Annotated in this window: 13 protein-coding genes; 10 read left to right on the top strand and 3 right to left on the bottom strand. The window is 52.3% G+C overall.

The window, feature by feature from the left end:
* Positions 1 to 44: 44 nt before the first annotated feature.
* Entirely contained in the window at positions 45 to 461 is a 417-nt protein-coding gene (locus tag CWE12_RS03805; RefSeq protein WP_126788329.1) for a hypothetical protein, read from the top strand.
* A 31-nt stretch (positions 462 to 492) separates the two neighbouring features.
* Positions 493 to 1,695: a methyltransferase gene (locus tag CWE12_RS03800; RefSeq protein WP_126788328.1), complete on the top strand. Its 1,203-nt coding sequence runs from the start codon at positions 493 to 495 to the stop codon at positions 1,693 to 1,695.
* A 57-nt stretch (positions 1,696 to 1,752) separates the two neighbouring features.
* Here the strand turns inward: CWE12_RS03800 and CWE12_RS03795 are convergent, their stop codons facing one another.
* From CWE12_RS03795 to lolB, 3 genes are read right to left on the bottom strand one after another with little or no spacing between them, the layout of a single operon-like run.
* Positions 1,753 to 2,700: a ribose-phosphate pyrophosphokinase gene (locus tag CWE12_RS03795; RefSeq protein ID WP_126788327.1), complete on the bottom strand. Its 948-nt coding sequence runs from the start codon at positions 2,698 to 2,700 to the stop codon at positions 1,753 to 1,755.
* A 33-nt stretch (positions 2,701 to 2,733) separates the two neighbouring features.
* Entirely contained in the window at positions 2,734 to 3,588 is an 855-nt protein-coding gene (gene ispE / locus CWE12_RS03790) for a 4-(cytidine 5'-diphospho)-2-C-methyl-D-erythritol kinase (RefSeq protein ID WP_126788326.1), read from the bottom strand.
* A gap of 3 nt (positions 3,589 to 3,591) precedes the next feature.
* A complete protein-coding gene (gene lolB / locus CWE12_RS03785) occupies positions 3,592 to 4,248 on the bottom strand; it encodes a lipoprotein insertase outer membrane protein LolB (protein WP_126788325.1) in 657 nt (218 codons plus the stop codon).
* A 129-nt stretch (positions 4,249 to 4,377) separates the two neighbouring features.
* Between lolB and hemA the strand changes: the two genes are divergently transcribed.
* The 8 genes from hemA to CWE12_RS03745 all read left to right on the top strand — a co-directional run bounded on the left by hemA (position 4,378) and on the right by CWE12_RS03745 (position 13,657).
* On the top strand, positions 4,378 to 5,625 hold the full coding sequence (gene hemA / locus CWE12_RS03780) for a glutamyl-tRNA reductase (RefSeq protein WP_126788324.1): 1,248 nt from the start codon (positions 4,378 to 4,380) through the stop codon (positions 5,623 to 5,625).
* A 62-nt stretch (positions 5,626 to 5,687) separates the two neighbouring features.
* Positions 5,688 to 6,773: a peptide chain release factor 1 gene (gene prfA, locus CWE12_RS03775; RefSeq protein ID WP_126788323.1), complete on the top strand. Its 1,086-nt coding sequence runs from the start codon at positions 5,688 to 5,690 to the stop codon at positions 6,771 to 6,773.
* 11 nt (positions 6,774 to 6,784) lie between these two features.
* A complete protein-coding gene (gene prmC, locus CWE12_RS03770; RefSeq protein ID WP_126788322.1) occupies positions 6,785 to 7,645 on the top strand; it encodes a peptide chain release factor N(5)-glutamine methyltransferase in 861 nt (286 codons plus the stop codon).
* A 43-nt stretch (positions 7,646 to 7,688) separates the two neighbouring features.
* Positions 7,689 to 9,182: a DUF3369 domain-containing protein gene (locus CWE12_RS03765; RefSeq protein WP_126788321.1), complete on the top strand. Its 1,494-nt coding sequence runs from the start codon at positions 7,689 to 7,691 to the stop codon at positions 9,180 to 9,182.
* An 80-nt stretch (positions 9,183 to 9,262) separates the two neighbouring features.
* Positions 9,263 to 9,646 carry a SirB2 family protein gene (locus CWE12_RS03760; protein ID WP_126788320.1) on the top strand — a complete coding sequence of 128 codons (384 nt, stop codon included), beginning with the start codon at positions 9,263 to 9,265 and terminating at the stop codon, positions 9,644 to 9,646.
* 30 nt (positions 9,647 to 9,676) lie between these two features.
* On the top strand, positions 9,677 to 10,540 hold the full coding sequence (gene kdsA, locus CWE12_RS03755; protein ID WP_126788319.1) for a 3-deoxy-8-phosphooctulonate synthase: 864 nt from the start codon (positions 9,677 to 9,679) through the stop codon (positions 10,538 to 10,540).
* Between the two features lie 112 nt (positions 10,541 to 10,652).
* Positions 10,653 to 11,303 (top strand): TetR/AcrR family transcriptional regulator, encoded by a 651-nt coding sequence (locus tag CWE12_RS03750; protein ID WP_126788318.1) that lies wholly within the window; start codon positions 10,653 to 10,655, stop codon positions 11,301 to 11,303.
* A gap of 44 nt (positions 11,304 to 11,347) precedes the next feature.
* A complete protein-coding gene (locus tag CWE12_RS03745) occupies positions 11,348 to 13,657 on the top strand; it encodes an acyl-CoA dehydrogenase (protein WP_126788317.1) in 2,310 nt (769 codons plus the stop codon).
* Positions 13,658 to 13,671: the final 14 nt, after the last annotated feature.

Below are 13,671 nucleotides of genomic sequence, written 5' to 3'. Positions count from 1 at the left end.
CAAGGATTGCCGAACAATAATTACGCAGAGGAAGGTGAAGGGTGGTGAAACAAGTGGTAACGGCCGATAGTGTGCTGCTGCATGGTCGTAAATGGTCAGCATTTTATTTGGCGCCTGTGGTATTTATACTGCTGTATACAGTAATGTCGCTACTGACCGGAGAGCGTGATATTAGCGGCCCGATGGTCCTGACTGCGTATGCAATTGGCGTGGTGTTGGCTACTTTTGCACAACTTGTGGTGTTTGCCAGCAGTACCTGGATGCGCCAAAATCGGGCATGGAGCGTACTGATCGTGGCAGGGCCGGTTTTCGTCCTTGGCCTGTGGCTGAGCTTTAACATCCATTCGGCGTTCGACGCAGGCTATATGGCCCTTATCGTCGGGGTGGTGGTCGCCGAAGGGCTGAAACAACGAGCACTTTCTTCAGCTCCGGCCGTATGCCGTCCTGGACGGTCATTGTAATTTCACTGCGCTGGCTTGTTGTGGGGCGTCTATGTCTTCAGCCTGTTTGTCACCCTATGCAGATCGTCTGGCCACCTATGCGCAACTTCTTGTAGCGTATCAATCCTACTGGCGCTTCGAGCCCTTTGTGCAGGCAAGCGGGGAGGGCACACCCTGGCACCATGAGGCACTATTGTCCCGTCTCAATGCCCTGGATGCGGCCCAAATCGACCAGATAGATGAGTCAGCAGTCGCTCAGCAGGCATTCTTCGCTGACTTTTTTGCTGATATCTTCGCGTTGCCCACCATCACTCAGCCCAGTTCCGACCAGCAAAGCGGGTTCCCATTTTGGTTAACCAATGGCATTGGTGGTCGTAAGCTGTCACAAATCCAGGCGTTTCTGGCCGCTGTGCCGCCGCTTTCCGGCACGGCATTGGAATGGTGTGCCGGCAAAGGTCATCTTGGCCGGTTGCTGAACTATAGTCAGGGTGTCGCGGTGCAGAGTGTGGAATGGCAGGCGTCATTATGTGCAGCAGGACAGGCACTGGCATTGCAGCATGATTGTCAGCAGCACTTTACCCAGCTCGATGTCTTGACTGAATCGGTGGATGACGTGGTCAGTCGCGTCGACCATGCGCTCGCGCTGCATGCGTGCGGTGATCTGCATCGGCGGTTACTGGAGGCGGGCAGCTCGGGCGGGCTTGAAAGCTTGCATATTGCCCCCTGTTGTTATCATTTAACGGCGGCGGATGTTTACCAGCCTTTATCTGCAACGGGTAAAAGTAACGACCTTGAATTATCGAAAAGCGAACTAAAACTGGCAGTGCAGGGGCAGGTGACAGCAGGCGAACGAGTGCGTCGGCTGCGACACAGGGAAACGCTGTGGCGGCTAATGTATCAGCTCGCCCGGGAGCGTTATTTGGGCGATCCTGAGTACCGCTCATTACCTTCGGTTAATAAGAAATGGTTTAGCGGGCAGGTTGTCGATTTTCTGCGATGGGCCTGTCAGCAGCACGACTGGCAATGGCCGCAGCAGGCGGCGATTGAACCGCTGTATACAGATGCCCGGCAGCGGCAACTCGAAATTCAGCGTCTTGAACTGGTGCGGCATGTATTCCGACGCCCGTTAGAAAAGTATCTGATACTTGATCGTGCGGCATTTTTGGAAGAGCAGGGCTATCAGGTTAAGGTGACCGAGTTCTGTGACTACCGTGTATCGCCGCGTAATTTTTTAATTCAGGCGCGCAAATCCTGAGCAAAAAAAAGCAGCTCAATTGAGCTGCTTCGTTGACAGAACCTTGTCAGTTCCGCGCTAGTATTCGAACATCGCAGAAATGGACTCTTCATTGCTGACCCGGCGTAATGCTTCTGAGAGCATTCCACTGAGGGTAAGCTGAGTCACGATCCCGGTCTCCACCATACGAGGGTCTAACGGAATAGAGTCCGTCACCACCACTTCGTCGATATCGCAGTTGCTTAGATTTTCTATAGCGTTGCCGGAGAATACCGGGTGGGTTGCATAGGCAAAGACCCGTTTAGCACCATGTTTTTTCAGTGCTTCGGCTGCTTTGCAAAGCGTGCCGCCGGTATCAATCATGTCGTCGACCATGATGCAGTCACGACCGGCGACATCACCAATAATGTGCATGACCTGGGATTCGTTTGCTTTTGGACGACGCTTATCAATGATCGCCAGATCGGCATCATTCATTAGCTTGGCCATCGCACGGGCGCGCACCACGCCACCGATATCCGGTGACACCATGACTGGATTATCAAACTGCTGTTGTTTCATATGTTCGAGTAAGACAGGGCTACCAAACACATTGTCGACTGGAACATCAAAGAAACCCTGAATCTGCTCAGCATGCAAGTCAACCGTCAGTACCCGGTCAACACCTACACTGGAGAGAAAGTCAGCAACTACTTTTGCGGTGATAGGAACCCGTGCAGAACGCACACGACGGTCCTGACGCGCATAGCCAAAGTAAGGCATAACGGCGGTGATACGTCCGGCAGAAGCACGACGAAGTGCGTCGACCATGACAATCAGTTCCATTAAATTATCGTTGGTAGGGTTGCAGGTGGACTGGACAATGAAAACGTCAGCACCACGAACATTTTCGTTGATTTGAACACTTATTTCACCGTCGCTGAAGCGGCCTACGTCCGCCTCCCCTAGTTTAATATAGAGTCTGTCGGCGATCTTTCGGGCTAACTCTGGTGTGGCATTACCAGCAAAAAGCTTCATGTCAGGCACGCATTACCTCGACCAAATTGTAGTGGGTTAAGTTTAACCAGTATGCAAAGCCTGCCACGCAGGGGAGGTGTTCAACCCTTGCGCAACAAAACCACTGAACTCGGCGGGAAGTTCAGCCAGAGCCTTTTGTGCAGCCGCTTGGTTTTCAAAACAACCAAATACACAGGCTCCGGTACCAGTCATTCGGGTCGGCGCGTATTCTAACAACCACTGCAGTGCTTTGGCAACCGGCGGGTAAAGTGTACTTACCAGTTGCTGACAGTCGTTGCGGTACATTAGCCAGTGCCGCGCCTGACGTTTAATTCTGCTGCTATCACGCGGTAAATCAGGGTGTTGAAATATATCTGCGGTGCTCACATGAACCCCGGGGTTGATCACCAGATACCAGCTTTCTTTTGGCTGTGCCGGGTAGAGGTTTTCACCTATACCCTGCGCCAGTGCTGCGCGGCCAAATAAAAACACCGGCACGTCGGCGCCCAGTTGAAGGCCGATATCGGCGAGTTGCTGTGGTGTCAGCTTTAGTTGCCAGAGCTTGTTCAATGCGAGCAAGGTCGTGGCTGCATCGGATGAACCGCCACCGAGGCCACCACCCATCGGAATCTTTTTGTCCAGCGTAATCTGCACACCAAGCGAGGTATCCTGGCGATGAGGTAGAAGTAAAAGCGCCGCACGGTAGACCAGGTTGTCGTCGGTGGTGACTTCTGTGAGCCCGCTGGTCAGACTAATAGTGCCGTCGTTGGTGAGGGTAAAGTGCAGCTCATCGCTAATTGAGAGGAACTGAAATAAGGTTTCCAGTTCGTGATAGCCATCGTTACGACGGCCGACAATGTGTAAGAACAGATTTAATTTAGCTGGCGCGGGTAACGTCAACTCGGTGGAGGAATCCATGGGTTACTGCATCTCCGAAACGGGTGGTGACTGAACGGTCCAACGCGAAATACTCAAGCGAATTTCGTAATCCGCGGAGCGCATTTCCAGCTGGTGTGGCAATTGATAGGGCGCATTGCTGGCGGACTGATAACGACGTAGCTCAATTTCCCAACTGGTGGTTGCATAGTTATCGGTTATGTCCGCTTCGTACTGAGCCAGCGTGCCGTCTTCATAGTAGCGCGGATTAATGATCCGGGCATCCGGAATGCGCCCTAGCAGGGCATCCTCTATTAACTCAATCGGTAAAACAACATTGAGATGAATGGCAAGCAGTGATTCAATGTCCGCCGCAACGAACTCGTTGCCCTGGTTGTCGGTCAGGCGAGCTTCTCCGGAGGACTCTTCGACCCGCGCCAGGGTGCCACGTAACGGGTGTGAAATACGAATAGCGCGACTGTCAGTCTGGTGTTGCCAGCGCATGCTGGCACTTTGTCTGTCATCTTCAAGGTGATTAATAAATGCCATGCGCGACTGGAATTCCCAGCCTTCGATATGACTGAGCTGACGCTGATGGGCAGCAATGGTTGCTGCATCAATGTTGCTCCTATCGACTGAAGGCGGGGCACTGGCACAGCCGCTGATAGTTACGAGTAGAATAAGGATTGCTAATGAGCGCATGAGTGTCCTTGCTGGTAGATGCCGGTAAAGTTGACCACGAAAGCGACCTTGCTTTCAATAGCCTGTGCTTTGCAATACAATACAGCCTTAATTTTTTTAATTAATCGAGCGTCGGTAACCGCCTCTTCTATGACCATCTTAGCACTCGGTGTAAACCATAAAACAGCAACCGTTGAAGTCCGCGAAAAAGTAGCCTTTGCTGCGGACCAACTGGAAGTTGCCTTGCAGTCGTTAACACAGCTTGGTCACGTGTCTGAGAGCGTGATTGTGTCGACCTGCAACCGCACAGAGCTGTACTGCCATCTGGAGCAGGATGATCTGACGCCTGTTATCGAATGGCTGGCTGCGTTTCATCAGGTTCCGGTGAGCGAACTTAATCAATACCTCTACCAGCACGCCGATGAGCAGGCGGTAAACCATCTGATGGCGGTTGCGTCCGGTCTGGATTCGTTGGTTCTGGGTGAGCCGCAGATCCTTGGCCAGGTCAAACAAGCGTACCAGCAGGCGAAAGAAGCGGGCACCGTAGGGACCATCTTTGAACGCCTGTTCCAGTCAACATTTTCGGTCGCGAAAGATGTTCGTACCAACACTGAGGTGGGGCAAAATGCGGTGTCGGTCGCCTTTGCTGCGGTTAATCTGGCGAAACATATTTTTTCCAGCCTGAGTAAAGCCACGGTGTTGCTGGTTGGTGCGGGTGAAACCGCTGAACTGGCGGCGCGGCACCTGAGCGAACAAGGGGTGGCCAAAATGCTGATTGCGAATCGCACGCGCTCACGAGGTGAAGCACTGGCGGCCACTGTGGGGGGCGAAGCCCACTCGCTCAGCGATCTGCATTCATTGTTGCCGCAGGCTGATATCGTGATTTCTTCGACCGCCAGCCCATTGCCAATTGTCGGCAAGGGCCTGGTCGAAAGTGCGGTGAAAAAACGCCGTCACCGACCTATGCTATTGATTGATCTGGCGGTACCGCGGGACATCGAAGAGCAGGTCGGCGAGCTGGATGATGTTTTCCTGTACACGGTTGATGACTTACAAAGTATTGTCAGTGCCAATCGAAAACAACGGGAAACCGAAGCGGCCACCGCACGCGAGATGATTACGCAACAGGCTGCTGCATTCAGTGCCTGGTTGCGCAGTCTGAACAGCGTTGATTTATTACGTCGTTACCGGCAAAGCAATGAGGCTGTTGCGGAACAGGTATTGCAGCGGGCGATGAGTTCACTGGCGTCCGGCAAACGGCCTGAAGATGTATTGCAGGAACTGAGCACGCGGTTGACCAACACCTTAATGCATACGCCGACCCGCGCGATTCAGGAAGCTGGACGCCAGGGGGATGTCACGGCGTTGGCAGCGTACCAAAAATTAATTAAAAATTAGCAGGTGGCAGGCCGCAAAATCGTAGTGCCTGGCAAACCTCCGATCTCAGCACAGGAATCAGCATGAAAGAGTCAATTATCCGTAAACTGGAAGGTCTGGTTGAACGGTATGAAGAAGTCCAGGTTTTACTGGGGGATGCCCAGATTATCTCGGATCAGGACAAGTTTCGTGGGTTGTCGAAAGAGTACGCGCAGCTTGAAGAAACGGTACAGTGTTTTCAAAAATATCAGCAGGCGGTCGACGATGAAGCGGCCGCTATTGCCATGCAGCAGGACGATGATCCTGAGATGCGAGAGATGGCGACGGAAGAACTGGCAGACGCGAAAGCACGTCGCGAAGCACTGTCAGCTGAATTAGAAATTCTATTGCTACCCAAAGACCCAAATGACGATAACCCTTGCTACCTTGAAATTCGTGCTGGCGCCGGCGGTGATGAAGCGGCGATTTTTGCCGGCGATTTATACCGGATGTATAGTCGTTACGCGGAGAAGCACGGCTGGCGCGTCAGTGTCGTCAGTGTCAATGAGGGCGAACACGGCGGATTTAAGGAAATGATCGCGCACGTGGTGGGTGACGGTGCTTACGGCAAAATGAAGTTTGAGTCCGGCGGACACCGGGTCCAGCGAGTACCGGAAACCGAGTCACAGGGACGGGTACATACCTCAGCCTGCACTGTTGCGGTGTTACCGGAAATTCCGGAAGCCGAGGCGATCGAAATTAATCCCGCCGACTTGCGGATTGATACCTATCGCGCATCCGGTGCTGGTGGACAGCACGTTAACCGGACCGACTCTGCCGTTCGAATTACTCACTTGCCATCCGGAGTGGTGGTGGAGTGTCAGGATGAACGCTCGCAGCATAAGAACAAAGCGAAAGCGATGTCGGTGTTGAAGGCGCGCCTGCAGGCGGCTGAGGACGAAAGACGCCGCGAGGCTGAACAATCGACCCGGCGTAGTCTGGTGGCCAGTGGCGACCGCTCAGAACGTATTCGAACGTACAATTATCCGCAGGGGCGGGTCAGCGATCACCGCATTAATTTAACTCTGTATCGTTTAGATGAAGTCCTGGCCGGGTCTCTCGACCTGATTCTGGATGCGATCGTGCAGGAGCACCAGGCTGACTTACTGGCGGCGTTAGCTGAAGGCTAAGTTGACTAGGGATGAAAAGTTACTACGTGATTAGTCGGGCGATAAACTACGGAAAAACTCAGGTGGCATTGGGTGGCAGTGATTCAGCATTGCTTGACGCTCAATTATTGCTGCAGCATGTACTTGGCTGTGACCGCCAGTACCTTTATATGCATCCAGAGCAAGGTCTTGATGATCAGCAGTGGCAGAACTACCGGACTTTAATCGAAAAGCGGCGTGACGGCTATCCGGTGGCTCACCTGGTCGGATTTCGGGACTTCTGGGATCTGACCCTGGCGGTTAATGACAGCACCTTAATTCCGCGGCCGGACAGTGAGATTCTGGTTGAACAGGCATTACTTCTGGCGTTAAAAGACGATGCAAAGGTACTGGAACTGGGGACCGGCACTGGCGCCATTGCGCTGGCGCTCGCTAACGAAAGACCGCGCTGGCAGTTAACCGCACTGGATAAATCTGCGGAGGCTGTGCAGTTGGCAACCACCAACCGTGATCGCAATGGCTTAACGGACCGGCTAACGCTGTTGCAGAGCGACTGGTTTGCAGCGCTGAAAGCTGCTCAGCGTTTTGATTTGATCATTAGTAACCCGCCTTATATTGACCCGGATGATGCTCATTTACAGCTGGGTGATGTTCGTTTTGAACCGCGCTCAGCCTTGGTTGCAGACGACCAGGGGTATGCGGATTTACGCTTTATTATTGAACAGGCGCCAGAGCACTTAAACCCGGGCGCCTGGGTTATGCTAGAACACGGCTTTGCACAAGGCCCTAAAGTTCGTGCGTTTTTTTCCGAAAAAGGTTATGAAAAGGTTAACACAGTGACGGATTATGCTAACTTGGACAGAGTAACCTTCGCCCAATGGATTAACGACTAGCGCCTCTACTGGCGCTGTCACTAGGGGAAAGCACATCGAATCTATGAGTAATCAATTTTTATTCGCTGACGAACCGGTTCAGCAGCAAGAACTACCCCAGGACTACTGGAAAATTCTGATTGTTGACGACGAGCCCGAAGTTCATGCGGTGACCAAACTGGCTTTAAGTGACTTTAGCTTTCTTGGTCGTGGACTTGAATTTCATAGCGCTTTTTCAGGTGAAGAAGCACGCGAGCTAGCCACCAATCACCCGGATGCTGCAATTGTCTTGCTTGATGTAGTGATGGAAAGTGATGACGCTGGTCTGCATGTGGCTAAGTTTATTCGCGAAGAGCTCGGTAACCGTTTCACCCGCATCATTTTACGCACCGGCCAGCCTGGTCAGGCTCCAGAGCGTACGGTCATCGTTAATTACGACATTAACGACTACAAATCGAAAACTGAACTGACCGCGCAGAAGCTCTTTACTGCGGTTATGTCGAGCTTACGTTCCTACCGCGATATTATTTCCATTGACCATAGTCGCCGCGGTCTGGAAAAAGTTATCGCATCATCCACCAACCTGTTTGCGTTGCAGTCGATGGAGCATTTCGTCGATGGCCTGGTGCAGCAGTTGAGCTGGGTGATAGGAGGCGCACGGCAGACCCTCTATGCGACGGCAGGGCGCTCGCCAAACCCGGAACAGATGATCATTCGGGCAGCGTATGGGGAAGACGCTGACCAGTTAATGAATCAGCAAATCAAAGCGGCGTTACCGAAAAAAGTATTGCCCGAGGTGGACAAGGTGGTTCGCTCTCACGGCATCTATTACGGTGATGACTTTGTGCTCGCCTATTGTCCGAGTCAATGTCGCCCGCAAGGGGCGCTGCTATGTATGACCGGTTTAACCCGGTCACTCAGTGATAGCGAAAAAGAATTGCTGCAACTGTTTGCAGACAACGTTCAGCTGGCCCACGATAACGTGACGTGTTTGCAGGATACTGACGAGCTGTTGGCACAATTGGTGGCCCGACTGATGGAGCTTGAGCAAACCCATGTTGCTGAACAGCTGGATAAGCAGTCTGCTTATGTGCGGATGACCCATGAACTGGCCCAGGCCACGGATATGGGCCCCGCTCGCGTGCAGCAAACTGCGACAGCGGCGACCTTGTATGAACGTGCTGAGCGTTTGTTTGCGGTGATGGATAATCAGCCAGCAACCAAAGTTTCGCCTTGTCAGGAGCGTTTAAAGCGTGCAGTCCGGCCCTTGCATATGGCAGAATCAGATGTGGCGCAAATTGCCTACCGGGCTTTAAACGAGCGCCTGGAGCGTTGGGACGGCCTGGGTTTGCCAGCAGGTAAACAAGGTGAAGCCATTGCCATGGAAAGCCAGGTGCTGGTGCTTGCATTTCATCTGTTCAAACTGGCGCAGGAGGACCTCACCGAAGCTGAATTATTGGCACGGTTAGAAGCTGAACGAAACCGACATTTTGCTCCGCAATTACTAAAAGCGGTGAAACAGAATTTGTCCTCACTGCTGCAAAAAGCGCGTCCCTGAACGCGCTTTTTTAGCCGCTTACTCTTAGTTTTTTATAACTTACGTATTAACTTAATAACAATAATCAAAAGGTGTACCCGATGTTCGCTGCGTTTAAGCATTTACATATGACTATGGCCGTTCTTACTGTGCTGTTTCTGATCCTGCGTTTTGCCTATGGCATGCGAGGAGCGGCAAATTTGAATAAGAAATGGCTTAAAGCACTGCCTCATGTGGTCGATTTTCTATTGGTAGTGAGTATTGCGGGGATGCTTATTTCGTTAAGCATGTCACCGTTTGCAGCCAGTTGGGTGACTGAGAAGTTAGTTGTTTTCATACTCTATATCGTATTTTCTGTGGTCATGGTTTTATCGCTCCGAGGCAGAATGAGTCGCTCCCTTCGGGTTCCGGCGTTTGTGCTGGCACTGGCAAGCTGGTTGTGGTTAATTCATGTCGCTATGAGTAAGTCAGCCGTGTTGCTGTAGGTTGTATTATTTTTAAGGACAGGCAAGCAAATGAACCAAACAATTATTCGGGTCGGCCAGGGCGAAAACGCTGTTGAAGTTGCAAACCAGTTGCCGTTTGTACTTTTTGGTGGGATGAATGTTCTGGAGTCACGTGATCTGGCGATGCGTATCGCTGAGCATTATGTTGAAGTGACGGCCGAGCTGAATATCCCTTATGTGTTTAAGGCGTCGTATGACAAAGCCAATCGCTCCTCCATTCATTCGTTTCGCGGTCCAGGGATAGACGAGGGATTAAAAATCCTGGAGGAAATAAAAAGTACCTTTCAGGTGCCGATTATTACCGACGTTCATGCGCCTGAACAGGCGGCCCCTGCGGCAGAAGTTGCTGATATCATTCAGTTACCGGCGTTTCTTGCACGACAGACTGACCTGGTTGTGGCGATGGCTAAGACTGGCGCGGTCATTAATGTAAAAAAACCACAATTCCTTGCTCCGCATGAAATGCGTCATATTCTCGGCAAGTTCAAAGAGGCAGGCAATGACCAGGTTATTTTATGTGAACGCGGTTCCTCCTTTGGTTACAACAACCTGGTGGTTGATATGCTGGGGATGGATGACATGAAGCAGTTTGCGCCGGTTATGTTTGATGCCACCCATGCGCTGCAGCGTCCAGGCGGGCGTGCGGACTCTGCAGACGGGCGACGTGCCCAGGCTGCCGAGCTAGCTCGCAGCGGAATGGCACTGGGTATTGCCGGCTTGTTTATTGAAGCCCATCCGGATCCAAACCAGGCCAAATGCGATGGTCCCTGCGCGCTTCCATTGACTAAATTACGTGGCTATCTGCAACAGATGAAAGCCGTTGATGAGTTGGTAAAAAGCTTCCCACCGCTGGATACCTCTGCCAGTCGTTAAGTGTCTAACTAAGGCAAGTGCTGTGCGCTTGCCTTGCTCTCTCTCCCGCTTTGGTTTAAATTAAACGCCTGTTTTAATCGGCGTAGTCCATCAAACATAGGGGCGCATAGCGATGGCGAAAGTGCTCAAAACCAAAGATAAAATACTCAACGCTGCTGAGCGCTTGTTTGCCGATCAGGGCTTTGAATTAACGTCTCTGCGCCAGATAACGGGTGCGGCGGATGTCAATTTAGCCTCAGTAAACTACCATTTCGGCTCCAAAAAAGCGCTTATCCAGGCGGTCATGGAACGTTACCACGCGCAATTTATGCCAGAGCTGGATGAGCGTCTTAAGACACTGGAAGGACAAGGGATTAATTCGACTGAAGAAGTGCTGAGTTGTTTTGTTGGTCCCTTATTAAGCCTGCAACGTATCAATCCACTGGGTACGGAGATTTACCTCAGCTTACTGGGCCATGCTTACAGTGAAATCCAGGGCCATCTGCGTCGCTTTACGATGCAGAACTTTGGTCATGTAGTGCAGCGGTTTTTCCATTGCATTCAGCAGGCTAATCCGCACCTGAGTGTGGCAACCTTGTTCTGGCGTCTTCACTTTACCCTTGGAGCCACTGTTTTTGCTCAGGTTTCCGGACAGGCGTTAAGTGAAATCGCGCAAGCCGACTTTGGCGAAAGTGCCACCGCGGAAGATATTGTCGGTAAGCTTATTCCCTACCTTGCGGCTGGAATTGGGGCGGCAGAAGTATCTGCTTCAGCTAGACTTTAAACAGCCTCTGCGCAGAAAAGATAATTAACCAAAGGAGTGTCAGTATGTATGTACTGTTAATTTTAATTGCAGTGATAGCGATTGTGCTTGGCGTGCCCGACATTCGGCGGAGTCTGATATCACGACCAGCATTTGCATTCTTTAAACGGGTGTTGCCTCCGTTATCAGCGACCGAACGAGACGCGATGGAAGCAGGGGATGTATGGTGGGATGGAGAGCTATTCTCCGGCAAACCCGACTGGAACCGCTTGTTGCGAACCACCAATCCGAAATTTAGCGCAGATGAGCAGGCATTTATCGACAACCAGCTTGAGACTTTGCTGGCGATGATCGATGACTTCGACATTGTCATGCAACAGCGTGATTTGCCGCCAGAAATTTGGGACTACCTGAAAAAAGAAGGCTTCTTTGCGATGATTATCGGCAAAGAATTTGGCGGACTGGCGTTTTCAGCGGCGGCGAACTCGCACATTGTTGGTCGCATCGCGACCCGCTCGCTGAGCGTGGCCGTGAGCGTCATGGTGCCGAACTCGCTGGGTCCGGGAGAACTCCTTACCCATTACGGCACCGATGAACAAAAGAACTACTGGCTTCCGCGACTGGCAAATGGCGACGCAGTGCCCTGTTTTGCTTTAACCGGCCCGGAAGCGGGCTCGGACGCAGGCAGCATCCCGGATCACGGGGTCATCTGCAAGGGTGAGCACGAAGGCAACGAAGTCCTCGGTATTAAGCTTAACTGGGATAAACGTTATATTACGCTGGCGCCGGTTGCTGATGTGCTGGGGCTGGCGTTTAAGCTGGACGACCCGGACGAGCATCTCGGCCGTGGCAAGCATTTGGGGATCACCTGTGCGCTGATCCCGACCTCGCATCCGGGGGTTAAAACCGGGGACCGTCATTTCCCGTTGGCGCAAGCCTTTATGAACGGCACCACCTATGGCAAGGATGTGTTTATTCCACTGGACTGGATTATCGGTGGCCAGGACTATGCAGGTAAAGGCTGGCGCATGCTGGTTGAATGTCTGTCCGCAGGGCGCGGTATTTCACTGCCGGCACTGGCCACCGCATCAGGACATGTGGCACAACGGATGACTGGCGCCTACGCCTACGTGCGCCATCAATTTGGTCTGCCAATTGGTAAATTCGAAGGGGTGCAGGCAGCGATGGGGCGGATTGGCGGCCTTAATTACAGTGTTGAGTCGATGCGACGGCTGACCGTTGCGGCATTGTGTGAAGGGCAAAGCCCGTCCGTAGTGACGGCGATGACCAAATACCATATGACAGAAATGGGCCGCACCATTGGCAATGATGCACTGGATATTCATGCCGGCAAAGGCATCCAGATGGGGCCGCGTAACTACCTGGCCAGTAACTACATGGGCGTGCCAATTTCAATCACAGTGGAAGGGGCCAACATTCTGACCCGTAACCTGATGATCTTTGGCCAGGGCGCCACACGCTGTCACCCCTATGTGATGAAAGAGATGGCAGCGGCCGGTAACCCGGATGAAGAAGCCGGGTTACGGGAATTCGATCAGTTACTGATTAAGCATATAGGCTTTGCGGCAGGAAATACGCTGTCCGCATTCTGGCATGGCCTGACAGGCGCGCGTTTTGCTGATTCACCCGTTAGTGGTGAAACCGCTCGCTACTACCAGCATTTGTCACGGATGAGCCGCGGCCTGGCGCTGAGTGCTGATGTGGCGATGCTGACTCTGGGCGGCGATCTGAAGCGCAAAGAGATGATATCGGCGCGTCTTGGTGATGTACTTAGCCATTTGTATATTGCCTCCGCCGTGCTTAAGCGGTTCGAAGATGATGGCCGGCAGCAGGCTGACCTGCCGTTCGTGCGCTACTCACTTGAGCATCACCTGCATCAGATAGGGGTGGCGTTCGATGGTTTCCTGCAGAACTTTCCGCAACGCATTATGGCGGGTCTGCTACGGGTATTAATTTTTCCCTTTGGTATCCATTACAAAGCGCCCGCTGACATTCATGCTCAGTCGATCAGCGATGCGATGATGATCCCGGATGCAACCCGGGACCGTCATACCTTCCTCTGCTACTGGCGCGATGACGAAAACGATGTGACCGGACATATGGAACTGGCGTTCCAGAAAATGTTTAAGCTGCAGGATGTCTACAAACGTCTGCGCAAAGCACAGAAAAAGGGCCAGATTGGTGCTGATCTTAACGGCGATGCGTTAGCCGATGCGGCGCTGCAGGCTGAGGTTATTGACCAAAGCACGGCGGCTGAGTTACGCCATTGTGAACGTCTGCGGATGAGCGCTATAGCGGTGGACAGTTTCGCTTCTGAAGATGTTAAAGACGGAAAATTTAAAGCCCTGGATTAACCAGGGCTTTATAC

Origin of the sequence: Aliidiomarina sedimenti, assembly GCF_003986955.1 — a bacterium.
Lineage (GTDB): Bacteria > Pseudomonadota > Gammaproteobacteria > Enterobacterales > Alteromonadaceae > Aliidiomarina > Aliidiomarina sedimenti.
Note: the sequence above shows the minus strand (reverse complement) of the source record. Positions and strands in the feature narration are given on the sequence as shown.

Bases quoted from the DNA above. Each gene is read 5' to 3' on its own strand.
- CWE12_RS03760 (WP_126788320.1), top strand. From the start codon at position 9,263: ATGTTCGCTGCGTTTAAGCATTTACATATGACTATGGCCGTTCTTACT.
- ispE (WP_126788326.1), bottom strand. From the start codon at position 3,588: ATGGATTCCTCCACCGAGTTGACGTTACCCGCGCCAGCTAAATTAAAT.
- prfA (WP_126788323.1), top strand. From the start codon at position 5,688: ATGAAAGAGTCAATTATCCGTAAACTGGAAGGTCTGGTTGAACGGTAT.
- CWE12_RS03765 (WP_126788321.1), top strand. From the start codon at position 7,689: ATGAGTAATCAATTTTTATTCGCTGACGAACCGGTTCAGCAGCAAGAA.
- lolB (WP_126788325.1), bottom strand. From the start codon at position 4,248: ATGCGCTCATTAGCAATCCTTATTCTACTCGTAACTATCAGCGGCTGT.
- CWE12_RS03800 (WP_126788328.1), top strand. From the start codon at position 493: ATGTCTTCAGCCTGTTTGTCACCCTATGCAGATCGTCTGGCCACCTAT.
- kdsA (WP_126788319.1), top strand. From the start codon at position 9,677: ATGAACCAAACAATTATTCGGGTCGGCCAGGGCGAAAACGCTGTTGAA.
- hemA (WP_126788324.1), top strand. From the start codon at position 4,378: ATGACCATCTTAGCACTCGGTGTAAACCATAAAACAGCAACCGTTGAA.
- prmC (WP_126788322.1), top strand. From the start codon at position 6,785: ATGAAAAGTTACTACGTGATTAGTCGGGCGATAAACTACGGAAAAACT.
- CWE12_RS03750 (WP_126788318.1), top strand. From the start codon at position 10,653: ATGGCGAAAGTGCTCAAAACCAAAGATAAAATACTCAACGCTGCTGAG.
- CWE12_RS03745 (WP_126788317.1), top strand. From the start codon at position 11,348: ATGTATGTACTGTTAATTTTAATTGCAGTGATAGCGATTGTGCTTGGC.